This window comes from Colwellia sp. NW0002-52-1 (assembly GCF_057550865.1).
In genome coordinates, this window is record NZ_BAAJLU010000010.1 from 60,799 (window position 1) to 87,743 (window position 26,945).

General features: G+C 37.6%; 22 protein-coding genes. 7 read left to right on the plus strand and 15 right to left on the minus strand.

The genetic code is table 11. The annotated features are described in order from the left end of the window. Nucleotides 1-15 precede the first annotated feature (15 nt). The gene (fbaA, locus tag AC27H3_RS11360) at nucleotides 16-1,095 is read right to left on the minus strand and encodes a class II fructose-bisphosphate aldolase (protein ID WP_487106293.1); all 1,080 of its coding nucleotides are present in this window, start codon (nucleotides 1,093-1,095) and stop codon (nucleotides 16-18) included. A gap of 886 nt (nucleotides 1,096-1,981) precedes the next feature. Between fbaA and AC27H3_RS11365 the strand changes: the two genes are divergently transcribed. Further along, the gene (locus AC27H3_RS11365) at nucleotides 1,982-3,331 is read left to right on the plus strand and encodes a Na+/H+ antiporter NhaC family protein (RefSeq protein ID WP_487106294.1); all 1,350 of its coding nucleotides are present in this window, start codon (nucleotides 1,982-1,984) and stop codon (nucleotides 3,329-3,331) included. Nucleotides 3,332-3,483: 152 nt separating this feature from the next. On the opposite strand, the gene AC27H3_RS11370 is transcribed toward AC27H3_RS11365, so the two are convergent. From AC27H3_RS11370 to AC27H3_RS11395, 6 genes are all read right to left on the minus strand, one after another. Then, the gene (locus AC27H3_RS11370; RefSeq protein ID WP_487106296.1) at nucleotides 3,484-4,278 is read right to left on the minus strand and encodes a M48 family metallopeptidase; all 795 of its coding nucleotides are present in this window, start codon (nucleotides 4,276-4,278) and stop codon (nucleotides 3,484-3,486) included. A 268-nt stretch (nucleotides 4,279-4,546) separates the two neighbouring features. After that, complete coding sequence (locus AC27H3_RS11375) at nucleotides 4,547-6,043, minus strand: sensor histidine kinase (RefSeq protein WP_487106298.1); 1,497 nt, start codon at nucleotides 6,041-6,043, stop codon at nucleotides 4,547-4,549. Further along, nucleotides 6,040-6,765, minus strand: a complete 726-nt coding sequence (locus tag AC27H3_RS11380; RefSeq protein ID WP_487106300.1) for a response regulator — start codon at nucleotides 6,763-6,765, stop codon at nucleotides 6,040-6,042. Before AC27H3_RS11380 ends, AC27H3_RS11375 begins: the two co-directional genes overlap by 4 nt. 269 nt (nucleotides 6,766-7,034) lie before the next feature. Continuing rightward, nucleotides 7,035-7,877: a spondin domain-containing protein gene (locus tag AC27H3_RS11385; RefSeq protein ID WP_487106302.1), complete on the minus strand. Its 843-nt coding sequence runs from the start codon at nucleotides 7,875-7,877 to the stop codon at nucleotides 7,035-7,037. Between the two features lie 17 nt (nucleotides 7,878-7,894). After that, nucleotides 7,895-8,725, minus strand: coding sequence for a spondin domain-containing protein (locus AC27H3_RS11390; RefSeq protein ID WP_487106304.1), 831 nt, complete (start codon nucleotides 8,723-8,725; stop codon nucleotides 7,895-7,897). A 115-nt stretch (nucleotides 8,726-8,840) separates the two neighbouring features. Continuing rightward, on the minus strand, nucleotides 8,841-9,593 hold the full coding sequence (locus AC27H3_RS11395; RefSeq protein ID WP_487106306.1) for a hypothetical protein: 753 nt from the start codon (nucleotides 9,591-9,593) through the stop codon (nucleotides 8,841-8,843). Nucleotides 9,594-9,969: 376 nt separating this feature from the next. Here AC27H3_RS11395 and AC27H3_RS11400 point away from each other — a divergent pair, with 376 nt between their 5' ends. Further along, nucleotides 9,970-10,338 (plus strand): hypothetical protein, encoded by a 369-nt coding sequence (locus AC27H3_RS11400; protein WP_487106308.1) that lies wholly within the window; start codon nucleotides 9,970-9,972, stop codon nucleotides 10,336-10,338. A 50-nt stretch (nucleotides 10,339-10,388) separates the two neighbouring features. On the opposite strand, the gene ligA is transcribed toward AC27H3_RS11400, so the two are convergent. From ligA to smc, 3 genes are all read right to left on the minus strand, one after another. Next, nucleotides 10,389-12,464: an NAD-dependent DNA ligase LigA gene (gene ligA / locus AC27H3_RS11405; RefSeq protein ID WP_487106310.1), complete on the minus strand. Its 2,076-nt coding sequence runs from the start codon at nucleotides 12,462-12,464 to the stop codon at nucleotides 10,389-10,391. 95 nt (nucleotides 12,465-12,559) lie between these two features. Beyond that, on the minus strand, nucleotides 12,560-13,699 hold the full coding sequence (gene zipA, locus AC27H3_RS11410) for a cell division protein ZipA (RefSeq protein ID WP_487106312.1): 1,140 nt from the start codon (nucleotides 13,697-13,699) through the stop codon (nucleotides 12,560-12,562). Nucleotides 13,700-13,713: 14 nt separating this feature from the next. Continuing rightward, nucleotides 13,714-17,211 (minus strand): chromosome segregation protein SMC, encoded by a 3,498-nt coding sequence (gene smc / locus AC27H3_RS11415; RefSeq protein ID WP_487106314.1) that lies wholly within the window; start codon nucleotides 17,209-17,211, stop codon nucleotides 13,714-13,716. A 227-nt stretch (nucleotides 17,212-17,438) separates the two neighbouring features. Between smc and cysZ the strand changes: the two genes are divergently transcribed. Next, on the plus strand, nucleotides 17,439-18,194 hold the full coding sequence (cysZ, locus tag AC27H3_RS11420; RefSeq protein ID WP_487106316.1) for a sulfate transporter CysZ: 756 nt from the start codon (nucleotides 17,439-17,441) through the stop codon (nucleotides 18,192-18,194). 244 nt (nucleotides 18,195-18,438) lie between these two features. Then, nucleotides 18,439-18,822 carry a hypothetical protein gene (locus AC27H3_RS11425; protein ID WP_487106318.1) on the plus strand — a complete coding sequence of 128 codons (384 nt, stop codon included), beginning with the start codon at nucleotides 18,439-18,441 and terminating at the stop codon, nucleotides 18,820-18,822. Between the two features lie 196 nt (nucleotides 18,823-19,018). On the opposite strand, the gene AC27H3_RS11430 is transcribed toward AC27H3_RS11425, so the two are convergent. Together AC27H3_RS11430 and AC27H3_RS11435 are read right to left on the minus strand one after the other, a co-directional pair. Beyond that, nucleotides 19,019-20,878: a M1 family metallopeptidase gene (locus tag AC27H3_RS11430; protein ID WP_487106320.1), complete on the minus strand. Its 1,860-nt coding sequence runs from the start codon at nucleotides 20,876-20,878 to the stop codon at nucleotides 19,019-19,021. Nucleotides 20,879-21,185: 307 nt separating this feature from the next. After that, nucleotides 21,186-22,052 carry an OmpA family protein gene (locus tag AC27H3_RS11435; RefSeq protein ID WP_487106321.1) on the minus strand — a complete coding sequence of 289 codons (867 nt, stop codon included), beginning with the start codon at nucleotides 22,050-22,052 and terminating at the stop codon, nucleotides 21,186-21,188. Between the two features lie 196 nt (nucleotides 22,053-22,248). Here AC27H3_RS11435 and rnt point away from each other — a divergent pair, with 196 nt between their 5' ends. Then, nucleotides 22,249-22,947: a ribonuclease T gene (rnt, locus tag AC27H3_RS11440; RefSeq protein WP_487106323.1), complete on the plus strand. Its 699-nt coding sequence runs from the start codon at nucleotides 22,249-22,251 to the stop codon at nucleotides 22,945-22,947. A gap of 30 nt (nucleotides 22,948-22,977) precedes the next feature. Here rnt and AC27H3_RS11445 read toward each other — a convergent pair whose 3' ends face one another. The 3 genes from AC27H3_RS11445 to AC27H3_RS11455 form a co-directional block, all read right to left on the minus strand. Continuing rightward, nucleotides 22,978-23,364 (minus strand): hypothetical protein, encoded by a 387-nt coding sequence (locus tag AC27H3_RS11445; protein ID WP_487106325.1) that lies wholly within the window; start codon nucleotides 23,362-23,364, stop codon nucleotides 22,978-22,980. Nucleotides 23,365-23,772: 408 nt separating this feature from the next. Continuing rightward, nucleotides 23,773-24,378, minus strand: coding sequence for a peroxiredoxin (locus AC27H3_RS11450; protein WP_487106327.1), 606 nt, complete (start codon nucleotides 24,376-24,378; stop codon nucleotides 23,773-23,775). Nucleotides 24,379-24,463: 85 nt separating this feature from the next. Further along, nucleotides 24,464-24,805 carry a Grx4 family monothiol glutaredoxin gene (locus AC27H3_RS11455; RefSeq protein ID WP_487106329.1) on the minus strand — a complete coding sequence of 114 codons (342 nt, stop codon included), beginning with the start codon at nucleotides 24,803-24,805 and terminating at the stop codon, nucleotides 24,464-24,466. Nucleotides 24,806-25,130: 325 nt separating this feature from the next. On the opposite strand from AC27H3_RS11455, the gene sodB reads away from it, so the two are divergent. Both sodB and AC27H3_RS11465 read left to right on the plus strand, forming a co-directional pair. Beyond that, the gene (gene sodB, locus AC27H3_RS11460) at nucleotides 25,131-25,712 is read left to right on the plus strand and encodes a superoxide dismutase [Fe] (RefSeq protein WP_085302831.1); all 582 of its coding nucleotides are present in this window, start codon (nucleotides 25,131-25,133) and stop codon (nucleotides 25,710-25,712) included. A gap of 317 nt (nucleotides 25,713-26,029) precedes the next feature. After that, a complete protein-coding gene (locus AC27H3_RS11465) occupies nucleotides 26,030-26,716 on the plus strand; it encodes a PEP-CTERM sorting domain-containing protein (RefSeq protein WP_487106332.1) in 687 nt (228 codons plus the stop codon). The last annotated feature ends 229 nt before the right edge of the window (nucleotides 26,717-26,945 follow it).

Consider the following 26,945-nt stretch of genomic DNA (forward strand, 5'->3'; position numbering starts at 1 on the left):
AAAACTGCTACTAACTTAACCTAATGAGTTGATATTATTTAAGTCTTTACAGATCAACGTTAATCGTTCTTTAAAAGATTGTTCGGCATGTCTAAGCCAAACTCTTGGGTCATAATTGCCTTTGTTAGGCTTATGTTCACCATCAGGGTTACCAATTTGGCTTTGTAAAAAAGCGTGTTTTTGCTCTGAGTACTCTCTTACGCCATTCCAAAACGCCCACTGTAAATCAGTGTCGACATTCATTTTTATTACTCCGTAACCTATCGCTTCTTTAATATCTTCAGCACTAGAGCCTGAGCCGCCATGAAAAACAAAATCTACCGGTTGCTCTGCTGTGGCAAATTTTTGCTGAATATACTGTTGTGAATCTTTTAAAATTGTTGGACGTAATTCAACGTTTCCTGGGCTATAAACACCATGAACGTTGCCAAAAGCTGCCGCCACAGTAAAGCGGTTACTTACCTGCCCAAGTTCTTGGTAAGCGTAAGCGACTTCTTCAGGTTGGGTATATAAACGTGAACTATCTACATCAGAATGATCTACACCGTCTTCTTCACCGCCAGTAATACCGAGTTCAATTTCTAAAGTCATGCCCATACGGTTCATGCGCTCAAGGTAGCGTTTACAGGTTTCTATGTTTTCTTCGAGCGGCTCTTCAGATAAATCAATCATGTGCGATGAAAACAGGGGTTTACCGTGCTGTTTAAAATAAGCTTCGCCGGCATCAAGCAAACCATCTATCCAAGGTAGCCACTTTCTTGCCGCGTGATCGGTGTGGGTCATTACTCGAGCACCATAAACAGGAGCTAAATCATGTACATGCTTAGCACCCGCAACCGCACCCGCAATAGAAGCACGTAAGTTATCGTTGTTTAAGCCTTTACCAGCATAAAAAGCCGCACCACTACCGGAAAATTGAATAATAGCTGGAGAGTTAATTTCGCTAGCGGTTTCTAACACAGCATTAATCGTATTACTGCCAGTTACATTTACTGCTGGTAAAGCAAAAGCATTAGTTTTTGCATAAGCAAAAAGCTGCTGAACTTCATCGCCGGTAATTACACCTGGGGCAATATTGTTTTTTATTGATGTCATGTTATTAACTCCGTTAGTTGACATTATGCTTTATATCCATTGTATGTATTTTAGCGCTTCTATTGTATAACTATTGTAGATTTGATTCTTTATTTACGAGAATTAAATTAGGTTAATTCCAAATTAACTCTGTAAGTACTATCACCATTAGTTGATAAAGCGGTATTACTCAAAATAGACAAATTTTCAATCAAGATAACATTTATACATTGGTTACATTTGCATTACAATCCTACATTACAAATCTATATTACCAAAAACCATTTCAATCACTAACAACTTGGTAATACAAAAATATTTTTTTGTTACTCTAATTCCTCAACAAAAAATAATTAACTTCCCCCGATAAAAACAGAAAAACTTTAATCAATAGATACAGTAACTAAAATGCAATGAGGTTGAATAAAATGAAATAAAGCCATAAATATCACAGATAAAATCTAGCTATTAAATGGCCGTCAACTATAGATATTGGTAATAACAATATAGCAAATTAATATAGTAAATTTCTTGGTTTAATTTGTATCTTAATAAAATATGTGGCGAGTATGTTGGTAACACGAATTAGCTAACATTATTTCTAGGTTGTAAAATAATACTTAATTTTTTACGTTACATATTCAAACACGCCGATAAAATTAGCATCAATTATCTTATATTTATCAGATGATTTTTTAATCTTAATCTGCCTATAGTAATAAATTCTGCCTAAATTGCCTCTAGTTAAGCAAAGTTTAATAATTAATAACACCACTCGATTTAAACTTCTAGACGTCTAGATTGACACAGACTTTAAACACCATATAATACAATCCAACATAGACATTTCTTGAGAAAAAGTTATTGTTTACTTTGACTAAAAATAATAACGAAAAAGACCAGATTAATGACCGATAATAATTTACCAACATCGACTTCCAATCGATTAAAAGAAACTAGTTCGCCACAAAGTTTAAAAAGCCTACTTCCTTTTGGCGTTTTTTTGGCAATATTTTTAGGTACTGGTATCGTACTTTCACTACAAGGCGCAGAGTTTGCCTTTTACCAACTTCCCGCAAGTATCGCCATTATTCCAGCCATTTTACTTGCTATTTACATGGGTAAAGAAACGGTAAACGAGAAAATAAACCAGTTTATCGCTGGTGCTGGCCATCAAAACATTATCACCATGTGTATTATTTACCTGCTCGCTGGCGCTTTTGCATCTGTTGCTAAAGCCACAGGCAGTGTTGATGCGAGCGTGCAATTAGGCTTGTCGGTATTTCCTGACTACTTTCTATTACCAGGCTTATTTTTAGTTTCGGCATTTTTAGCTACGGCGATGGGAACCTCTATGGGGACAATTGCAGCGATTGCACCAATTGCTTTAGGGTTTGTTGAGTCTGCCGATGTTGATGCTAGCTTGATTGCTGGCTGTATAATATCAGGTGCTATTTTTGGTGATAACTTATCTATAATTTCTGACACTACAATAGCCTCGACTCGCAGTCAGGGCGCACAAATGAAAGATAAATTTAAGGTAAACTTTAAATTTGCTGTTCCCGCGGCACTTATTTGTTTAGCAATACTTGCAGCTAATGGCGTTACAATTAACCACGAAGCTAGCCAAGAACTCGATATTTTAGGTTTCTTACCTTATATCGTTATTTTAGCCCTAGCGCTATCAGGCATGAATGTATTTATGGTGCTGATTATAGGTATTGTTTTAGCGGCGGTTATTGGCATGTTTAATAATGATTACCAATTAGCAGCTTGGGTGAGTGATATCAATAAAGGCTTTGCCAGCATGCAAGATATCTTTATCTTGTCATTATTCATTGGCGGTTTAAGTGAACTAATTAAGCGACAAGGTGGCTTAAGTGCTCTTACATCAAGTATTGAACGCTTAACAAATAAGGTTAGTCCAAATAATAAAAAGCGTGCTTCAGGTATTGGTATTGGTGCTTTAGCATTTTGTTGTAATTTTTTCACCGCGAATAATACGGTTTCGATTATTATTACCGGTGACACCGCAAAAAACTTAGCAAAAGATGGCGAGCTTAGCCCTGCTCACTCCGCCAGTTTATTAGATATTTTTGCTTGTATAAACCAAGGGTTACTTCCTTATGGCGCACAAGCCTTATTACTTGGCGCGACGTTAAAAATATCCCCTGTAGAAGTAGTGGCAAATGCCTATTACCCGATGATTTTGTTTTTTGTCGCTTGCTTTGCTTTTTGGCGAATTACTAAAAAGTAATAACCTTTTGATTAATTGAGCTGCTTTCTGATGAGTAAGAATGAACAGCTCATTAATCAAATTAGCAAAATAATATTCCCTTTACTGCCCCCAAATAACAAAAGCCCGATAATTCGGGCTTTTGTTATTCATGTAACCACTTACAAATAATACTAAATAGCAGGCCTATTACATTTTGGCGCTGTTGATTTTTTGAAAATAGGTAATGATTTAGGTAAATGCTCTGTTAACTGTTTAATACGGGTTTCGTTTGAAGGATGAGTAGACATAAATTCAGGTGGCGCACCCGTTGAGTTTTTCGCCATATTTTCCCAAAGCTTTATGCTACCTTTTGGATCAAAACCTGACTTTGCCATTAAGTCTTGTCCAACAATATCTGCTTCACTTTCATGACTACGACCATACGGCATTAATACGCCATACTGTACACCAAGACCTAAACCAGCCATCATCATGTTACGACTTTCAACGTTTTGACTTTCAAGCACAACACTAACAATTGAAAGGCCCATTTGGCTAACTTGGCTTGATGATAAACGCTCGTTCGAGTGTTGCTCTATAACATGGCCGACTTCATGGCCAATAATAGCGCCTAGTTGATCTTGGTTTTCTGCAACTTTTAAAATACCCGTATAAACACCAATTTTACCACCAGGTAAGGCAAAAGCGTTAACTTGCTCAGAGTCAAACACTACCACTTCCCATGCACCATCATGGGCCGACTTTGGTACGTTTACCGTAATAGCATCAGCAACACATTGTACATAACGATTAATTTCAACAGACTGACTAATTTTTTCTTTGCTTTTCATTTCTTCAAAAGACGCACTGCCCATTTTGTTCAGTTCGTCTGCAGACATCATCATTAACTGTGATCGCCCTGTTGAAGACTTAGTACAACCCGTTAAAGTCATTATCGCTAAACATATTGCCAATTTAATTTTCATTTGATTCCCTAGAAGTTCTCTCTTGAAAAGAACTTACTTTAAAATAAATATCTTAATGACTTATTCTAAGGAATGAAAAGTTAAATATCTATTTTTTATTAAAAATAAGCTTTTATGATATTAAGTAATAGTTTGCTGGTGTGTGATGTTCTGCAAGATAAAATTGACTATTGTGCCTGTTATTTCTCATACCATCTATAAATTATATGAATTTTAAAACTAGCAGATAGTTAAAAATTTTAATTTTTATTGCATCAGCCTTAATGCATTACTTACTTTGCCCTATGACAGGCTCTCGTTTTAAATTAAACGAAAATTCTGTGCCCTCACCCAAAGTACTTTTTACTTTGATGTCTGATTTTAGTAACTCTAATAGCTTTTTAGTGATGGCTAATCCCAAGCCGGTATGCTTGTTTTTATCTTGTATAGCGTTACTGGCTCTATAACGAGTGTCGAAAATATACGATAGCTCTTCTGCTTTTATTCCTGTGCCATTATCTGAAATAATGAGCTTGCATTGCGTGTCGTTTATTTCTTCTATGGCCAACACAATTTTGCCATTTTTACTGGTGTGACGAATGGCGTTTTCTAGTAAATTACTGATCACGCGTTCAAGCTTGGCAATATCACTATGTACTTGAGTATATGAACTAGTTGGCACAACTGAAATATCAATATTTTTAGCATGAGTTTGCAAATTGAATTTGGCCATAATATCGTAAAGTAATTCGGCTAAATTAAAGGTTTCAAAGTTTAAAGTAACTTGCCCACCTTCAAGATGAGTTAGTTCAAAAATTTGATCAATAAGTAACTTTAATTGCAGGGTGTTTTTAAGCACGATATCAATGTATTTCTCACGGGTTTGTGCGGTTATTGCTGTACCTTTATAGGCTATCATTTCGATATAGCCTTGTAATGATGACAAAGGCGTTCGCAGATCATGAGAAATATCTGCTAGCAACTCTCTTCTGCGAACATCGCTTTGTTGTAATTGATTAAATTGCTCGTTTATTTGATTAACCATTTCCTCAAAAGCAACACCGAGCTGGTGCACTTCATTACTGCTATTAGGCATCCATGGTGTTAAAGCTAACGCTGACTTATCAAAGCCTGCATTTTTTAATAACTGCATATCATGGTTAAGACGACGAAGTGGCCGAGTAAAGTAATAAAAAATCCCTAACATTACGATGAAAAGAAATACCAAAGCCCCTACTAGCATTACCATGGATAGCTCTGCTTGTCGGTCTGAGTCGACACGGTTATACGCAGACTCATAACGTTCGCCAGTAACAATGACATACAGGTAGCCTATTAACTCACTACCACTGAAAACAGGCGCTGCTGAAAATATTTTCTGACGAGTTTTATGTTGAGGGTCGTCACCGTAAATTGGCAAACTTACTTGGTTTTGTGTTAATTGAATTAAGGGGGTTAAATCAATACGGTCGCGCTTGATTAATGATGGCGTAATAGAGTGCGTTAAAATAACGCCAGTAGGATCAACAAAATAAAATTCAAATGCAGGTCCTAATACCATTAGGGTATGAAAAAGATTTTTTAAGGCTTGATGATCATAAACCCCTTCTTGTAACAAAGGATTATCCCGGGCTAAATTAGCTGCTAGCGAAAGATGTAAATTTTGTTCTGACTCATAGCGTGTTTTTTGTTCTAAATGTTCTGCCCAAACAAAAAAGACACTAATAATGACAATAAAAACCACTAAAAGTGATAACGAAAGTCGGTGGTAAAGTGATAGTCTCACGCCGCAACACCGTGACGACAAAGCTTATATCCTACACCCCAAACTGTTTGTACAATGGCAGGCTTAGTGGCATTAGTTTCGACTTTATTGCGTAATCGATTGATATGAGAATTTACCGTATGCTCGTAACCACTATGATGATATCCCCATACTGAACTTAGCAGCTGTTCACGAGAAAACACTTGATCAGGATGAGAAGCTAAATGTAAAAGTAAATCAAATTCAGTTGAGGTCAGTTCAATACTATTACCGTTGAGTGTGACCAAATGCGACATACAATCTATTTTAAGTGTGCCTAAAGTTAAGTATTGTTCTGGTGATTGCTTTTCAGCTTGTTGCTGGCTAATTTTGGATAACAAATGTACTCGGCGTAATTGACTGCGCACCCTTGCTTGTAACTCTCTAACACTAAAAGGTTTAGTCATATAATCGTCAGCGCCTAGCTCAAGGCCAAGTACACGATCAATTTCACTGTTTCTTGAAGTTACCATTAAAATTACCTGCTCGGGTTTTTGTTCGCGAAGTTGTCGACATATATCTAAACCAGATTTGCCAGGTAACATTACATCAAGCATGACTAAATCGTAGGCGTTCTTTGCCAGTTGCTCTAATGCTTGCTCACCTGTTAGGCAATGCTCAACCGTTAAGCCTATCTCTTGCAAATTTAAGGTTATTAAATCCGCAATGTCTTGTTCGTCTTCAACCACCAAAATTGTATCCATGTTCTGCTCCGTTATTATATTTTTAATAAGAACTTGGCACAGGTTAGATCTATTTAATGGTAATAAAAGAATATTAATATCATGTAAAAACGTTAAGCTTACATATAGAAAATTCGATATATTTCTGCGCCCTGTTTATAAGAACATGTAAGCGCAGAAATACTTTCGTCATTTAACTAATAAAGCGAGATAAATTAGTTTACTCACAATTGCATCAATAAGTGACCATTGAAAACGATGAGTAGATGTTAATAAGATCCCGCTAGCTTTTAGCGCGTTCGTGTTACAACTATACGCGCTGTAGGATTATCCCAGCGGTCAGCTTCTGTGAGTATTGAGCTACTTAACCCTTCTTTACTCGCATCAGTTGCGTTTTCGTTTGTAACAACGCCTTGATGAAAATGCACAAGGTCAAAAAGATCATCACGCACAGCACTAAAGCCTGCACTTGCACCGCCACCACCTGCCGCACCTGCTGCTGGCCCTGGTATGGTATCAGCGGTTTCAGTATTTGCCTCAGTGCCAGCATCCCAACTAGGTGCCATAAAGCTCATTGACTGACCAACTTCCATGTTGCTGATGTCAGCGGCATTTAACCCGGTAAAGGCGTCATTCGTGTTAACTAACATAGTGGTTAAGCTAAGGCGTAAATCGTCAACATCTAAAAGCGGCACTAAAAGTGTTGATACACCACCTATAGATTTTGGTGGCGTGGCACCAGATGAAGTCACTGCATCTAAATATTGAGTTGCAGCTAAAGCTTCAGACATAATCCCAGATGTGTCACCGCTTTCTGCCAACTGTTCTAAACCTAAACTGGCGCTTTCACCATCGATAAAAGTGTTAAAGCCAGGTTCATGTAATACAATTGCTGCAGGTGAAAATGGCTGAGCATAAGTTAAATTTGTAAGTTGCACAGTGAAAACAGCAAGATTGCCATTAGTGCCGTCACTACCATTTGTACCATCAACACCGTCAGTGCCATTAGTACCATTTATACCTGCACTACCTGCTGGGCCTGTCGCGCCGTTATCGCCATCATCGCCACCACAGCCTGTAGCTAAAACGGCAACTAAAGGCAGTAAAGCTAACGTTAATTTGTTCATATTCATGATCTATACTCCCTAAATTAAGATGCTGGGATGGTAATGGTTACGCGCGCAACTGGGTTTAACCAGCGATGCTCTGTTGATACTAAGTCGCTAGCGCCGTCAGTAAGGCTAGTGTCGCCTAAAACATTTCTATGAATATGTACTGGGCCATCAGTGCCATCAACCACTTCATTTGCGCCAATGGCTGTACCGTCTTGTGCAAAACCAACTTTAACTGCAACACCTGTTCCGCCAACACCTAATGGCACTGGAGATGCACCGGCACCGGCTACACCTGGCGCACCGTAACCACCAAGAGGTGTGCCACCTTGCTCAACAATATCAGTACGCATGCTGTTTAATTCGTCATTTAATTCTGTGCCTGCATCATATGCATGGAGCATGTAGGTATAAGTTCCTGGCTCTGTTGGAATTTTTACGCTATCTAAACCAACAAAAGCATCGTTTGTCGGGATCAACATAGATAAGATAGAGAGGTAAGGCTTATCCATGGTGTCAAATGGATAGCTTAGCGATGATGATGGCGGTACTAAACCACCAAATCGGTGCCAAGTGTTGCTTGTGTTATCAGTATCAACAGGGCCTAAAAGCGCTTCAAAATTTTGTCCTGAAGAATCAGGATTTTGAGCGTCGTCAATTACACCCGCTTCCGCCAACCATGCTAAAGCTGAAGACGCTTCAACACCGGGTTCAAAAGCGTCAACTGAATTGTCATGCGCTATGACTAAACGTGGTGTAAAGTGTTGCGCATGAGTTAGATTTGTTATTTCAATTTGAATGGTTTGCGCCATTAGCGCTGAGCTTGAGCAAGCTAATGCAATTGCTGCTGCGGTTTTAATAAGTTTCATAAGTTTCCCTTGATGACTAAATGATTTCACATTCAGTATGCAAAGAAAACATTGCTAAATTTTCACAGAGTTATCACAAATGTATCACAATTATATAAATTAAAAGTAATGAAATTTATTTGTTAATTAGCGTGTCTCGACCTTTGCTTACGCCAAAAACATCTTCAGGATAAAAGCCTAAAGTTACATGAAAGTCTTTATTTTTTAACAATAAACCTTGGCGAATAAACTGTCCATCTGGCGAAGAAGCGACAACGAAATATGCTTTTTTATCTTCATTTTCAACCTTACCTAAACCATGTAATACAACACGAAACTGATTTGGCATTTCAAAATTTTCTTTGTCAATGGTTTGATATTCATAAGGGTTTACTAGCGTTACATGAAAAGTTTGGTGATCACGAGCAGCTTGATGTTGGCGAAAAATGCTAAATTGCGACTCGCCTAGATCTGTTTTCATTTGCGCTAAATATGCGTCGAGATCAGCTGCAGAAACCTTGCCCCCTAAGTAGACTAAACCACTATTATCTTTAAGCTCACTGATCTCTAAATTCAATGTTTTATCTGCGTTTAATGGTCTTTGTTCAGCTGTGTTTTCAGACTGGGCTAATGCTCTAGCTAAAGGGGTATTTTTTTCTTTTGTTGCCATTGGTGACATTGGTTTAGATACCACTTCTAAATTAATATTTTCAACTTTACCTTTGATATCGTTAACTTTAGCAGAATGTAACAATGTTTTGTCTGTTGATGTTAAAGCGGCTTTGCCTTGTTGAACGCTAACAGCTTCAACTGCATTTATTGCAATACTTGTAACAGTTAACGTAGCACTGAGGCTAAAAATACCGATAAGTTTTAAATTAATGTTCATTCAATTACCTAGATTCATGATGCATTCAAATTGATGCGTTTAAGATGATACTGTTAAGATTAAATATTCAAATTAATATTTAACCTGAACTCTGGATAATGAGTGCTGCTTATCAAGAGTTCAGGTTATTTACGACTTTAAGATTGGTCGCCCGTATGTCGAAAATTACCTTAACGACTAAACAAAAGCTAAATTTTTACTCGCTGGTTCATACTAACACTGACATTTCATCGCGTTAATAGATATACTAGATTTTGTTAATGTTTATCAATATTACAAAACGATATTTGTCGTTTGACAATGTGTTTTATCTCGCTTGTTGATAATTTTGGTTTTCTTTCTTTAAAAATATCCAGCAGGAGCTGTTTTTTATTTGATGCTTTCTTCTATCAGTCCAGAACTTTTTAACTATATTGCTATTACATTTGGTCGCTTTAAATGGCAGCTTTTAGCTTGGAGTTGTTTTTTCTTTGTATTATTTATTGGCTTACAGTCACAAATTCAGTTAAAAACACCGGGTGTTTTGGTTTGGATTGCGATTCTAATTTTATTTATTGCCATTGAAAGCTTAGTGGTAGCGGCATTTATGTTTTTCTTTGGGGTACTACCATCAACCCGAGAAGAAAATATTGCTTGGTTTAAGTTTTATCGAACCATTGAATGGTGTGAAACAATACTATTTGCAGTTTTATTACCCTTGCCAATAATATTGTTTCTTTATGCATTTATTCGGTTAGCGATATAACACCTTGGCTAGTTTATTACTTAACACTTAACTGTTTAATTTAGCTTAGTTTAGCCGAGTAGCGCTATCATCTCATCTTCCGTTAACACTCTCACCCCAAGGTCTTGCGCTTTTACTAATTTAGAGCCTGCTTTTTCACCTGCGACTAAATAATGTGTTTTTGCAGAAACGCTACCCGACACCTTAGCACCTAAGGCTTGTAAAGCAGCTTTAGCCTCATTCCTGCCCATTTTACTTAAGGTACCCGTTAACACAAATGTCTGATCTTTTAACGGTAACTCATCATCACTCTTACGTTCAATATCGGGCCAAGACATAATACTTTCAAGCTCTTCAACTACTTCCACATTATGTTCTTGAGCGAAAAAGCTAACGATGTTTTTTGCCACTATTACACCAACGTCAGGCACTTGTTGTAATTGCTCTGCGCTTGCAGATTTTATCGCTGCGAAATTTAAAAAGTATTGCGCTAAGTTTGCTGCCGTAGTTTCACCCACTTCTCTAATACCTAATGCGTAGATAAATTTTGCTAATGTTGTTGCTTTAGCGGCTTCTAGACCTTTGATTAAATTAGTCGCAGATTTTTGCCCCATGCGCTCCATGGTACTTACATCAAGTTCGGTTAATTTAAATAGGTCTGCTGGGGTTTTAATTAAACCTTCATCGACTAACTGCTCTACCAATTTATCGCCTAAACCATCAACATCTAAAGCTTTACGTGAAGCGAAATGTTTTATCGCTTCTTTGCGTTGTGCCTGACAATACAATCCGCCTGTACAACGTAATACCGCTTCGCCTTCAGCTTTTAATACTGCCGATTGACATACCGGGCATTCGTTTGGAAAAACAATAGCGGCTGCATTTTCAGGGCGTCGTTCAATAACCACACTGACAATTTGCGGTATAACATCACCCGCTCTGCGAATAATTACCGTGTCGTTTATTTGAATACCTAAGCGGTCGATTTCATCTTGATTATGTAACGTAGCATTACTCACCGTAACACCGCCGACAAATATTGGCTTTAAGCGTGCAACTGGTGTTATTGCGCCAGTTCTGCCAACTTGAAAATCGACAGATTCGAGAATGGTTAATTCTTCTTGCGCTGGAAATTTATAAGCGGTAGCCCAACGTGGTGCCCGCGCTACAAAACCTAGTTTTTCTTGCAGTGCAATATCATCTATTTTAAATACGGTACCGTCGATTTCATAACTTAAGCTTTCGCGCTGTTGTAAAATGTCTTGATAAAAAGCTTCTACTTCAGTGGCATTTTGCAATAAACGAACTTCAGGGCACATCGGCATACCCAACGCTTTAATTTGGCATAAACGCTGAAAATGAGAGTTAGCTAGCCAGCTTTCATCAATACTTGCCACGGCATTTTCTGCTAAATCATCAGTCTTAGGCATAGCGCCAACAAAACCAATACCGTAGGCATAAAACGCTAGGTTTCGCTTAGCAGTAATTTTAGAATCTAACTGTCGTAAACTTCCTGCGGCAGCATTTCTTGGGTTGGCAAATACTTTATCGCCCTTTTTAATCGCTTGTTTATTTAGTGCTTCAAAGCTCGCTTTAGGCATAAAAACTTCACCACGGACTTCTAAAACATCAGGGAAACTCTGCCCTTGCAAACGCAGTGGAATCGATTTTATGGTGCGAACATTTTCGGTAATATTTTCCCCAACCATGCCATCACCGCGTGTTGCCGCTTGCACAAAAACACCTTTTTCATAGCGTATACTTACTGCTAAACCATCAAGCTTTGGCTCGGCACAGATCGCGAAATCGACTGTTGACTTAACGCCGCTTCGGGTTAATCGGTCGCCTAAACGTTTAACAAATGCCAACCACTCTTGTTCAGAAAATACATTATCTAACGACAACATAGGTAGTTGATGAGTTACTTGAGTAAATGATTTTAGCGCTGCGCCTCCAACCTTTTGGCTAGGTGAGTCAACTGTTTTTAATGCAGGGTGTTGTGTTTCTAAAGTGATTAACTCTCGCATTAATCGATCATATTCTGCATCAGGCACACTGGGCTCATCAAGCACGTAATATTGATGATTATAGTGATTGATTAACTGACAAATTTCGGCGATTCGATTAATAGCGGTTTGTTCTGACATAAGTTTTTTTTACTTTGAAGGTGAGTAATTTACCGCCTTCAATGCATGTTTCAAAGTTCTACACATTGTTGACGGTAAGTTTATCGAGCTTAATATTACAGTAAGCCTATACGACTTTTGCGTTCAAATTCGCGAATTATACCAATGTAATGCTGCTCTGTTTGTTTAGTCATTACACTACGTTTGTGATCAAGTAATTGGCCACGAAACTCTACAGCTAACTGTTTTGCTGCATTTAACATTTGCTCAAATACTTCAAACGCATCACCAGGATTAGGTAAGGTCATAAAGAGTGTAATACCTTGGGTACTAAAATTTTCTATATCGTCTAAATTAAAGGTTCCAGGATTCATCATATTCGCTAAGCTAAAGGTAACTTTACCATTACCAGCATTGTCTTGATGACGATGAAAAATGTTCATTTCACCGTATTTCATCCCTAAAGTTAGTAATGTAGGTAATAAAGCTGCGCCTGACATAGTGCGCCCTTCTGGCATAACCACTGAAAGTACAATAACTTGCGGCTCTTGCACTGCAGGGGTAGCTTTTTTACTCTCACTCGTTGCCGACATACTCGGCATATCTTTTACAGTATCGTCTTCAAAGTTAATTTCCATCTGATTACGCTTAACAACCGGTTTACGGACATTCTGTTTACGAGCAACGGGTTTATTAACCAATACCTCTGGCTTTGCTTGGGTAACAGGTTGTTGATATACCGGCTCAGAATAAACCGGTTTTTTAACGACAACCTCTTCAATAACTTCTTCATGTTCTTGTGGGCTATCCGTTGTTGTGGGAAATAAATCTTCGTCGTAATTTGGCGCATCTGATAGGGCTTGTTGCTTTAAGTGCTCTGGCACAGCCTCGGTATCGTTGAGCAATTCGCCAAAGTTATCAGCCTGAACAAGAGTTTTCTCTTCAAAACTTTGAGGAGGTATCTCCAAAGGCATAGGTTCATCGCTATGAAAGTCAGCACGCCCTTCAAGCTGGTGAGATTTTACTGAAGCACCATTTTTTAAGGTATTAGCACCAACAACTTTTGGTTTACTAACCCCGTCTTGATCAAAGCCCGAGCCATCAAAACCACGGGTTTCTGGCACTATCGGTTCTGCCTTAGCTTTTAATTTATAAGGGTTCTTTTGTTTTCTGATCGTCCAATAACCATGAATGAAAATGGCTGCTATTACGATAGCACTGATAATAATTAATGTATTTCTGAAATTATCTTCCATTAGTTAACCTATTCTTATACTTCTGCCATGGCGATTGCTTCGTCAATATCAACCGCTACCATACGTGAAACACCTGGTTCAAACATGGTAACTCCGGTTAAATGTGACGCCATCTCCATAGCTATTTTATTATGGCTTATATATATAAATTGCACTGTTTGCGACATTTCTCGCACTAGATTACAAAAACGACTGACATTTGCATCATCTAAAGGTGCATCCACTTCATCAAGTAAACAAAATGGTGCTGGATTCAACCGAAAAATCGCGAACACTAATGATAATGCGGTCAGCGCTTTTTCTCCACCAGATAATAGATGAATTGTGCTATTTTTTTTCCCCGGTGGTCTCGCCATGATGGTAACCCCTGTTTCCAGTAGGTCTTCACCTGTTAGCGCTAAATATGCTTGACCACCACCAAAGACCTTAGGAAATAGCACCTGCAGGTCTTTATTAACCTGATCAAAGGTTAGTTTAAATTTATGACGACTTTCTTTATCTATTTTAGCAATAGCCGCTTCTAATGTCGTAATGGCATTATTAAGGTCTTGATCTTGTTGGTCAAGATAACTTTTACGCTCAAATTGTGTTTCATACTCTTCAATAGCAGCTAAATTTATTGCTCCTAACAGTTGAATATCTTTAGCTAACTTAATTAAGTGTGCTTGCCAAATAGATTCTTTCGCGTTTTCTGGCATTGCTTGGATCACACTTTCAATATTTTGCTTTAATTCAGCTAGAACTTCTAGTGCGCTCTCTGCCCGTAATTTAAAGCCCTCACTATCGAGTTTTATACGCGCCAGTTGTTCATTGAGATTACTAATTTTATTTTGGCTAGTCTTTTGCTGTATTTCTAGCTCAGCCAAGCGTGTTTGACTATCATTCAAGGTTTTTTGATTAAATTGCAGCTTTTCATTTATCGCAGTTAAGTTATCTAACCATTGTGGTAATTGCTGCTCAAATTGTTGAATGGGTTGGCTATTATCAGTAAAAACTTTGCTATTGCTGGTTAATCTTTGAGTGAGTAAATTAACGTTTTCTTGATTTGAACGAATACTTTGTTCACGCTGTAAGCGCTGACTTTTCAGCTGCTCAACCACTAAGCTCAGCTGATGCCTACTTTGGTGTAACGTTTGGCTTCGCTCTTGTATAGCCTCTATGCTTTGTTGCAACAGTGCTTGTTGCTCTGAAAAGCCGTCAACATTATGTTCTGTTTCATCAAACCTTTGCGTTAACTGTGCTTGAAATTCAAGTCGTTTCTGTTTCGCGGCTACTTCTCTTTTACAAAGCGCGGCTAATTCTTCTGTTAATTTATGTTGCTGCTGCTGTTGTTGCTGTTGTGCTTGAGCGTTAAGTGAAATTGTATTTTCAATTTCATTTAACTTCACCTGATGTTCTTCAACACTTTCAACATTAACGCTTTTTTCATTGATTAGTGAAGCTAATTGCTCTGCCGTTATATTTTGTTGTTGCTCAATATCTGCTTGGCTTTGAAGCAGTTTTTCTAGTGCCTTTTGCTCAGTTGCCAGTTGACGTTGCAAACTAATAAAATCATAACCTTGTTCAAGCTTTCCTTTAGTTAACCTATAATGGTGTAACCAGGTACCGTCTGGACAAATGATACTCTCATGGCTCGCCAAAGTTGATAATCGTTGTTTGGCTTCAAGGTAATTATCAGCAAGAAAAATACCATTGAAGTAATCCGTTAATACCTTAACACCATTAACTTTACTGGCTAAAGTATTTGCTTTTATCGCTACTTCTTTATGCCCAGCGCTTTGCTCAATATTTTGATAAACAAAAGATAAATTATTTGCACTTAAATTACCTTCGCCATCAGCGTCAGGTAAGGTATTTATTACGTGCCCGGCTAACCAATGAGACAAAACAACTTCAGTGGCTTTTTCCCAGCCATTCTCAACAGTTAACTGATTCTGCAATGAGACAACATCGGCCATATTTTGCTTAGTGAGCCATAAAGCCTGTTTTTCACTCCAAGGTGACTTGTCAGATAGTTTAAGCTGTAAGTCGGCAATTTTTTCATGGTTAACGGTATATTGAGCTGAAGCGACAGCAAATTGTTGATTAAGCTGACTAGCGGTTGTTTGCAACTTAGCTTCTTTCTCGGTTAACTCACTTTGCTTATTTCTAAGCGCTGTTAAAACAGTGAAAACGTTTTTCTTTTGTTTTTGTAACGGCTGTACTTCGTTGTTATCAACTTCAGGCTGTAAGTCTATTTGCTCACGTAATTGAATTATTTGTTGTTCTACATGCTCAATAATCGTTTCTTGTTGGGTAATATTCGCGTGCAGTGTTATTTTTTGCTCTTGGCTTTCATTATGCTTTTTCTGTTGTTGTTGCCACAAGCTTTGTAAATCTTTTTGCTGTACTTGTTGCTGTGCTAATTCTTTTTGGCAAGCAGTTAAAGCCGTTTCTATTTTTTGTAACTCCGGCTGTTGTTCATTCAATAGCGTATTGCATAATTGCAGCTGCGTTTGTTCGGCCAAAATTAATTGCTGTGCATTGACCAATTGTTGTTGAGTTAACTCGTTATCAGTTTGAGTTTTTTCTGATTGCTCTTTTAAGTATTTAACTTGCTGCTCTGCACGAGCTATATCTTGGGTTAGATTTAGCTTTTGTTGATGTAATGTTTGATTGTTGTCATTTGATGAATTTATTGTCGTTTTTAGTTCGATGATCAAAACATCATTCTGACTTTGCTCAGCATTTTGGCTAGCCACTGAGTTTTCGAGTGAAACTATGCGTGTTTGATGCTGTTCGCGTTGTTGATCAAACTTTTGCCAGCGTAAAACTGCTAGCTCAGCTTTATATTTACGTTCTTGTTGTTTTAGCGTACGAAAGCGTTTGGCCGCTTGTGCTTGTTGATGCAATTTATCAATTTGCACATCAAGCTCAAGTCGAATGTCATTAAGTCGTGCTAAGTTCTCGCGAGTATGACGAATTCGAGTTTCTGTTTCTTTACGACGTTCTTTATATTTAGAAATGCCAGCCGCTTCTTCAATAAATATACGTAACTCTTGAGGTTTAGACTCTATTAAGCGTGAAATAGTACCCTGCTCAATAATAGCATAACTGCGAGGCCCTAAACCCGTGCCTAAAAATATATCGGTAATATCACGACGTCGACACTTAGTACCATTTAAAAAGTAAGTATTGACACTTTCACGGTTAACCACTCGACGCACTGAGACTTCTGTACGATCAGCCATATTACCTTGTATGCGACCTTGTGTGTTATCAAACACAAGTTCAACACTGGCTTGGCCAATGGGTTTTCTGCTAGCGGCACCATTAAAAATAACATCGGTCATGGCTTCGCCACGCAAATTTTTTGCTGAGCTTTCGCCCAAAACCCAACGCACGGCGTCAATAATATTTGATTTTCCGCAACCATTTGGCCCAACAATGGCTGTCATTTGTTGTTCAAAGGGGACTTTGGTGGGATCGACAAAGGATTTAAAACCTGCCAACTTTATATGCTTGAGTCGCATTAAATCGAAAAACCTAATCAAAGTATCTAAAGGTTAAAGCTTTATAAATTACTTAAAAAACATTCAAAAAGCATTTATAAACCAATAGAATTAATATTAAACATCAGTAACTGCCGCCACTGTAACAGAGTTTGATGTATTTTGTAACATCACAATACTGTTCATATCATGATAAGGATCCTATAATCGTGCTATGAATATCAACTAGTTAGGTTAATAAAACAACAATGAACAATAATAGCAAACCTCATTTAGCAAACGGTGGAGCCGGATACTTTATCAAAGGCTTTGAATTGATCCGTACGCCGGGGATTCGTCGCTTTGTATTTATCCCTTTATCGGTAAATTTAGTGCTGTTTAGCTATGCATTTTACTATATGTTTTTACAGCTAGAAGGTTACATGTTGACCCTAGAAGATTGGCTTGGTGAGTCGCTTGCTTGGCTCAGCAACTTTATTTGGCCATTAGCAATACTGTTTATTTTAGTGGTGTTTTCATTTATTTTCAGCTCTGTAGCGAATTGGTTAGCAGCCCCTTTTAACGGTTTGCTCTCGGAGAAAGTTGAAGCTTTATTAACCGACAAACCATTACACGATGGTAGCGCCTTTGATGTGGTAAAAGATATTCCAAGAACACTAAGCCGTGAAGTCAGTAAACTAGGCTATTACTTACCCCGAGCTGTTGGTTTCTTTTTACTTTATTGGATTTTACCGGTTGTGGGCCAAATACTTTGGTTTCTATTTCTTGCTTGGATGATGGCCGTACAATATAAAGATTATCCCTTTGATAATCACAAAATTAGCTTTACTCGAATGCGCCAAGCATTGAAAAAACGCCAAGGGTTAAGTTACAGCTTTGGCATAACCACTGCCGTTTTCTCAATGATCCCAATAGTCAACTTAGTGGTTATGCCTGTCGCAATTTGTGGCGCTACCGCGCTGTGGGTCGATCATTACCGCGATGAATTTGTTGACCGTGCATAGTAAATCAAATAACAATCAGTACCTTAGTAACTTTTGAACAATAAGTTTACGTACCATACGAATTTTGTTGTTTGTTTGATCGTGCGGTTAAAATTAAACCACCATATAAACTCGCTATTTTTAGTAAAATTTGACAGTAAATTCAGCAAAGTGCACACTCAAGATACTATTAGTACTTTACATAGCACGCTTAAAAACTGTGCTTAAAATTTAAATAACACCGAAAACTTAAAAGGAACTGGTGATGCCAGCATTGCGTTTTATGCCAAAAAGTTTAATTTTATCTCCTGCTTTACTTCTGCTTATGATGAGTTTTAGCAGTAGCGCTCAGACCACGAGTACAGTTGATCAAATGATGGATAAAGTTAATATTCCTGTTATCGAGGGTGCACGTGTATTTGCTAAGTTTGACGACAAAACGCCTGCGGTGATTAATTACTTTACCGCTAATTCAAAAGATAGCGTGATAGATTTTTACAATAAAAGTTACGGCGAACCTGAAGATCGCGAACGAAAGCGCGGACGTTTAACGTTGAATTATCGACAAGGGAAGCAGCAAATACGTGTTGTTATTTCACCGCAAAATAAAATGCGACAAGTTGATGTTATTGTTGATAAGCAACCTTAAGTTCTTCACTTAAATTTCTTAGTGTTTTACCGATATAAAAAAACATCGCTATTTGCGATGTTTTTTTTTGAGCTAAATGTTTTAGCGGTTATAACTAAAACTAACCGATAAAACAGAAACTGAACCAACTTAACCTTACCTAATACAATATAAGCCAAGCTAAATACCTTAGGTCGAATAAGCGGTTCAAACTAATTTACTTTAATAAAATAGCATCTACTGTGCCTTGGGCTAGTGGATGGTAACCAGGTCGCGCTTTTTCATAAACGGCTTGAGCCCAGGCTTTGCCTTTCGCAGATGTAGCAAGTTCTTTATACAAAGGAACAATTAACTTACGACGCCCTATCGACTCTAAATATTTGCCCATAGCCGGGTAAACAGCGTCATAACCAGAACGTAATGCCAGTAAATACCATGCATGAGCAACTTCTGCGTTTGTACTGTTAGTTAAATTAAATGCTGCATCTAAACTCTTCATACGTTCATTTGAAATGTTTAACGGTAAGTTATTTACAAAATGCAGCCATTCATGCAAGGTCCATTTTTTGGTTGGAATTTGCGCTAACTCAAGTTGGTCGTTAGTCCATTTTGAAATAATATTATCAATTTTTACAAAAGCATTTGAGCGTGGCTTAGGCGTGTAAGCAGGTAAACCTTGCTCGTAAATCCACTCATTAAGCTCGGTATCGCTAACAATGTTAGGGAATTTATGGGTTAAATTCTCTTTTAAATAAATAACAAAATTCTTTGTACCTAAACTTTGAAATGCATGATCATCAAAATATTGCATGATAAAAGTATCAAATTTATCGCGGCCAAATTTTTCCTCTAAATACACTAAAAATAACTGCCCTTTTGTGTAAGGTACACCAGAGAAAGCATCATCAGGATCACGTCCTTCTAGATCAATATACAGTTGAGTATCACCTGGCGCTAACTCTGCAATTTCATAACTTAAGTTTTGTGCATCTAAAGCGCGTTCCATTAGTGCTCTGTCAGCGCCAAATACTGCTTCCATAATACGGTTTTCAACATAGCTGGTAAAACCTTCGTTTAACCAAAGATCACGCCAGCTTTCGTTCGTTACTAGGTTACCTGACCAAGAGTGAGCTAATTCATGGGCAATCAAGTTAACTAAGCTTTTATCACCAGCAACAACGGTTGGGGTAATGAATGATAAGCGAGGATTTTCCATACCACCAAAAGGAAAACTAGGCGGTAGTATTAAAAGATCATAACGGCCCCAACGATAAGCACCAAAAAGCTTTTCAGTTTCATCAATCATCACTTGCGTATCGTCAAATTCAGCCACGGCTCTATCTAAAATATAGTGCTCAGCATAAATACCTGTTTGTTTACTCATGGCTTTAAATTCTAGATCGCCCACGGCGATAGCAATTAAGTAAGCAGGAATAGCTTGTGGCATAGCAAACGAATAATCGCCATCTCGCGCTGTATCGGGTGTGTTATCAGCACTCATTACCGCAAGTAAATCATCACTGGTAGTTATGCGAGCGTTGTAGGTCATACGCACACTTGGTGTATCTTGCACTGGTATCCAAGAGCGGGCATGAATAGCTTGGCTTTGACTAAACATAAATGGCTTATCTTTACCGGCCGTTTGCTCAGGCGACAACCACTGTAAGCCAGAGGCTTGTGGTAGAGAGTTATAATACACTCTAATTGTTGGTGTTTTAAATGTAGTTGCGATGGTCAGTTTAGAGCCCATTACATCGTCACGCTTAGCCAGTTTGTAAGTTAACTTTACCCACTGGTCATTCGAATTTTTAGCCATTACACGATGGATCTCAAGATCGCGCGTATCTAGAATTACATCAACAGCATCATCATTAAGCCAATTCAGGCTTAATTCAGCAAAACCTTTTAAAGATTTTTTATCAAAATCAACATCAAGATCCAAATAAAGATGGCTGATTTTAACTTGATCATAGTTAGCATAAGTTAATGCGTCGCTAACTTCTGCGTTAGCTGATTGAAGCCATGAGAGCTGTACAACACAACTTAAAATGGCTATAAGACGAGTAGAGAATTTCATAAAATGTATCCAAAACAAAAGAGGCCTGTAGATTACAGTGAATCTACAGACCTCTTCAAGTGCTAATTATACCAATTGATATAAACAATCGATCATTCTAAAGCGGTTTAAATATCCAGTATCTACGTTGCTTTCAATCCCAATAGCCTGCTATTGCTCGACAATATGCTCCTGCATTGCTCTAATGACTTACATCCATGTAAGAATCAATCAAGCGCCTTGCTACTGAAAATTTATCCTCGTTTAAAATTGATCGATTCATTAAATCAATTGGTATTACAGCAATTTAGCATGTTAAGCTAATTGTTTATGGTTGTTCCATACGAATAACAACTCGTCGGTTTTTACTGCGACCAATAACGGTTTCGTTAGAAGCTACATGACGTTTTTCACCATAACCATTGGCTTCAATTCTGCTGGCATCAATACCACTACTGACAATAAGATCACGTACTTTATTTGCGCGACGTTCCGACATTTTAAGGTTGGTATTTCGACCACCGTAACTATCAGAGTAACCATCAATTAATACCAATTCTAGCTGTGAATCTAACGTTAAATATTCAACAATCATATTCATGCGTTTTTGAGATGCTTTAGTTAACTTGTCTGATCCAAATTGATAATTGAGCACGGTATAAGAGATATCATCAAAGCTAAAGTCTAATAAGTTACTTACACAACTGACGAACGCTTGATACGCTTTTTGAAAGCGGGCCGTTGATAAACCCACGGTGATTTTTTCGTTATCGCTATACCAGTCATTATAATAAAATGTTGGGCTCATGCCTTGGTCAAGCTCATTAAGCATATTCCAAGCAATTTTTTTCGGTAACCCAGGAGAAAACTGTTTATGTAGTTTCATGTCTGCAAGCATTCTACCAGCAACACCGGGCCGCCAGTTAGGGGCTTCTGAACGAACTTCAGCTAATGAATAGCTGTCTGGTAAGCGCATCATTTCCAATTCAAATTCCATATTCATTTTACGGCTTGCTGAGCTATAGAACTTGGCTTCACCATAACGAGGAATTTGATGTGACAGCGTGCATTGCAGCCGAGAATCATCAGTTAGCTGCCATGAAGAATTTTCGATATCTGCACTATACTGCCTAATACCGGCATTAGTCTGGGAAATAAGTAATGATAATGTAATTAGCGTTATAATTTTTTTCATAAAATTAATTTTCATGTCAATTAATGTGGATTTAATAGCGACATCTTTACTATCGACAAAATCAAGAATAACTTTAACAGTTTATTCATAAATACCCAAAATTAAATATCACTGTTCTCATCTTCGGTGATGCCTTAAGTGATTATTTCTGCGATAATCCCTAGCAATATTTATAATAACTATTACCAATGATTTTATGTCTGATAATTCTACAGCAATAAATAAAAATGCTGAAAAAACACTCTTTGCTCAACGCTTTCGAGGCTACTTTCCGGTAGTTATTGATGTAGAAACCGGAGGTTTTAACGCACAAACTGATGCTTTATTGGAAATTGCTGCAACAACATTAACGTTAGACGAAGTCAGCGGCCAATTCAATTTAGATGAAACAATACATTTTAATGTTGACCCATTTGAAGGTGCAAATCTTGAACAATCTGCATTAGAATTTACCGGTATCGACCCAACGAACCCACTTCGCGGTGCGGTAGATGAAAAAAAGGCAATAACGGACATATTTAAACTTGTACGTAAAAAAATGAAAGCCGTTGGTTGCCAGCGAGCGGTTATTGTAGCGCATAACGCGGCATTTGATTTAGGCTTTCTTAATGCAGCTACCGAACGTTGTTTAATTAAACGTTCACCGTTTCACCCTTTCGTCAGCTTTGATACCACTACGTTATCGGGCTTAGCTTTAGGGCAAACAGTTTTAGCAAAAGCCTGCATTGCAGCAAATATTGATTTCAATAATAATGAAGCACATTCGGCATTATATGATACCGAAAAAACTGCAGAGCTCTTTTGTTATATTGTTAATAAATGGCAGCAACTTGGTGGTTGGCCATTAATTGACGCAGATCAAACAGAAGAAAGCATTACAGCCCAAGAAAGCTAAGAAAAATCATTCAACCTGGCAGTTTAGTTATTAAAATAAAGACTTTGCTTTTCGACGATTGTTTACTCTGAAAAGCAAATTTTTTAACGCTAAAATCATCAAAAAAAATGCAAAAAGCTGTAAACCAGGTAAGCTTGTTTTTAATATGATTATCATAGCAAAAGCAAAATAACCGTAAGGCAAATACTCGTATAGCCATTCAGGAAGCTTATATTTTGTGGAGATGTTTTTCACCTCAGGTTTTCGTCGATCTAGTCGACGATACTCAGACCGAGTAACCAAAGTAATACTGCCTGCACAATAAAGTAAAGCTGCAGAGGTAATTGTTGGCCAAGTCTCATAAAAAGCGAATAAATATCCGCAGGTTAAAAAATATACGTAGGGTACGTTTTCATAAATAATTTTAGGGTAATACATCAAGCATCCTTTTTTTGATATTAGCTTACCTTATGGACTAACCAAACATCCTAGCTAAGCAAGCTTCGTTCCTTCGAGCTCTATATATTACTTTAGCTGTAATATGCTAGTTATACCAATTGATATAAACAATCGATCATGCTAAAGCGGTTTAAATATCCAGTATCTACGTTGCTTTCAATCCCAATAGCCTGCTATTGCTCGATAATTGCTCCTGCATTGTTCTACTTACGGGCATCCATGCCCTAATCAATCAAGCGCCTTGCTACTGAAAATTTATCCTCGTTTAAAATTGATCGATTCATTAAATCAATTGGTATTAACAACAATTTTGCATAATTTAGTAATTTTTAGGCACAAAAAAACCGCTTAAAGCGGTTTTTTTTATTACTAATATAAACTTTTAAATTAAAGTTTATCAGCGTTATCTGTAAGGTAAGCTGCAACGCCTTCTGTTGTAGCTGTCATGCCTTTGTCGCCTTTGTTCCAGCCAGCTGGACATACTTCACCGTGCTCTTGGTGAAATTGTAACGCGTCGATCATACGGATCATTTCGTCAACGTTACGACCAAGTGGTAAATCGTTAACTACTTGATGACGTACGCTGCCTTCTTCATCAATTAAGAATGAAGCACGAAATGCTACGCCAGCTTCTGGATGCTCAACGTCGTATGCTTGACAAATCTCATGTTTAACATCAGCAACTAAAGTGTATTGAACTTGACCAATACCACCATCGTTTACTGCTGTGTTACGCCATGCGTTATGAGAAAATTGAGAATCGATAGAAACACCAATAACTTCAACACCACGGCTTTTGAATTCTTCCATACGGTGATCAAAAGCTAATAATTCTGAAGGACATACAAAAGTAAAATCAAGTGGGTAGAAAAATACTACGGCTTTTTTACCTTTAATTGCTTCTGCAAGATTAAAGCTATCAACGATTTCACCTGAACCTAAAACTGCTGCGGCTGTAAAATCTGGTGCTGGGCGACCGACTAATACACTCATTATATTCTCCAATTTTTAAAAATAAATTTAAGTTATTTAATGTTAACTCCACCTAGTATGGTGGCGTTAAGTGATAATTCAATAGTTATTCTGAACTTTCTGCAGAACTATTTTTCGCTGCTGATTCAGTGATCAAGGTTTGTAATTCACCTTGTTGGTACATTTCCATAATAATGTCACAACCACCAACAAGTTCACCATCAACCCAAAGCTGCGGAAATGTTGGCCAATCAGCATATTTAGGTAACTCTGCACGGATATCAGGATTTTGTAAGATATCAACATAGGCGAATTTTTCACCACACGCCATCAACGCTTGAGAAGCCTGTGAAGAAAAGCCACAACTCGGTAATTTTGGTGACCCCTTCATGTAAAGGAGAATTGTGTTTTCACTGATCTGTTCTTTAATGCGGTCGATTGTTTCCATAATATCCTCAAAAATTAATACTTATACCTATTTAACCCAATAATAACACGTCACTTTGTTAGTGTTATTTATTCAGTTAGGTATTATTGTGCCCAATATTTAAAGTAAAACTGACCAATATAAACAGAACAATAAATACTAAAGCAAAAAACTTATATATTAAAACGTAATAGCCTTGATAAAACCTATGGTAATACCTATATATTGGGTAGACTATATGAAGCTTTAATACCTGAGTAGTTTACTAGGTTTTAGAAAAAAACAAACTACTTCTTTATATTAGCATTAGAATAATTTTTTATAATCACATACTGGAGAGTATATAATGGCTATCGAATTACCAGCACTACCATATGCAATGGATGCACTTGCACCACATATTTCACAAGAAACTTTAGAGTTTCATTATGGTAAGCACCACAACACTTATGTTGTTAAGTTAAACGGTCTTATTGAAGGTACTGATTTTGAAGGTAAGTCTTTAGAAGATATTGTTAAAACATCTTCTGCTGGTGTTTTCAATAATGCCGCACAAATTTGGAACCATACGTTCTACTGGAACAGCTTAAGCCCTAACGGCGGCGGTGAACCAACAGGCGAATTAGCAACAGCTATTAACGCTAGCTTTGGTTCATTTGCTGAATTTAAAGCAAAATTCACTGACAGCGCAATTAACAACTTTGGTTCAAGCTGGACTTGGTTAGTTAAAAATGCTGACGGTAGCCTTGCAATCGTTAACACTTCTAACGCTGCAACACCACTTACTGATGAAGGTGTAACACCGCTTATTACTGTAGATTTATGGGAACATGCTTACTACATTGATTACCGTAACCTTCGCCCTAGCTACATGGAAGGTTTCTGGGCATTAGCGAACTGGGATTTTGCCTCAGCAAACTACGCATAATCGCTAAAGAATTTTTATTTTTAGTATCTAAAGCCAGCATAATTGCTGGCTTTTTTTTAACTCAAATAATGTCATCAAATGGCACTAGAAAACTCTAATCAAGTAAAGTTTTAGCTTTCTATCAAGTTGTGCATATTTTTCTTAATAATGTCAGGATTATTTACACTTTAATTACAAATACAACTTGTCTGTTTTATAACCTCTTTAAATACATACAGTTAAATTTTTGGTAAATTTCTTGCATTTTAAAAGGGATTTTCAACATAAAACTCAAGGTAAATATAATGGATATTAACAAGAAAAGAGGTTTTCGTTATGTGCTTGTTATAGTGGCATTTGCATTTTCAATATCGCAACAAGCATCTGCAGGCTTAATTTCAGTTGTAGCCGATGTTAATGCTAGTAACTCTAACAATTTTAGTTTCTATGATGCTATTCTGGGGTCAAGTCAAGATGTAGTATTTTCCAGAGATATTTCACAACAAAGTTCAATTTTTAGTCATTACAATAGTATATCAGGGGTAACAGCTACGCAAAACTCATCAACGCTGTCTTCTGCAATATTAAATACGATTGATTTGCTTGTTGTAACAAGTAATTTCAATAACCCCTTTAATTATTCTGTTAGTGAAATGTCTTCAATTGCCGGCTTCGTTACCGGTGGCGGATCTGTTCTAATGATCAGTGAGGCATCTAACATTACAAGTTTTAACACTTTTCTCTCTGGAATTGGCAGCTCGATTAGATACACAGGTGCTCGTGTCAGCGCTCAACAAAGCAACATCAATGCAGAGACAACCTCTCTGGGCTCGCTTAACCCGTTCTCCGTTAATGCATACAACACGTTAAGTGGTGGCACTGCAGTTTACAATTCAGATTCAGGCACTGTGGTAGCATTTGAATCCGTTAGAGAGTCTACTTCCGTAACGGAACCATCTACACTTGCTATTTTTGCATTAGCAGTAATAGGATTAGTTTCCCGTCGGTTCAAGACAACATCTTAATTTAAGTTTCTATAACACTGAAAAACATCAATTATTATGATTGGTGTTTTTTTGTTTCAGACCTTTGAAAAGTTCGTATATGCATTAATGATTATTAACTGTGCCCTCTCCCTAAAAGCCCTTCAATAAGGCTCACTAATTTAGTTATGTAATAAACCTGAATTCTGGATAAGCAGTACTTGCTCAATCCTCCCTTTTAAGCCATTACCTGCGTTAAAACGTCAATAAA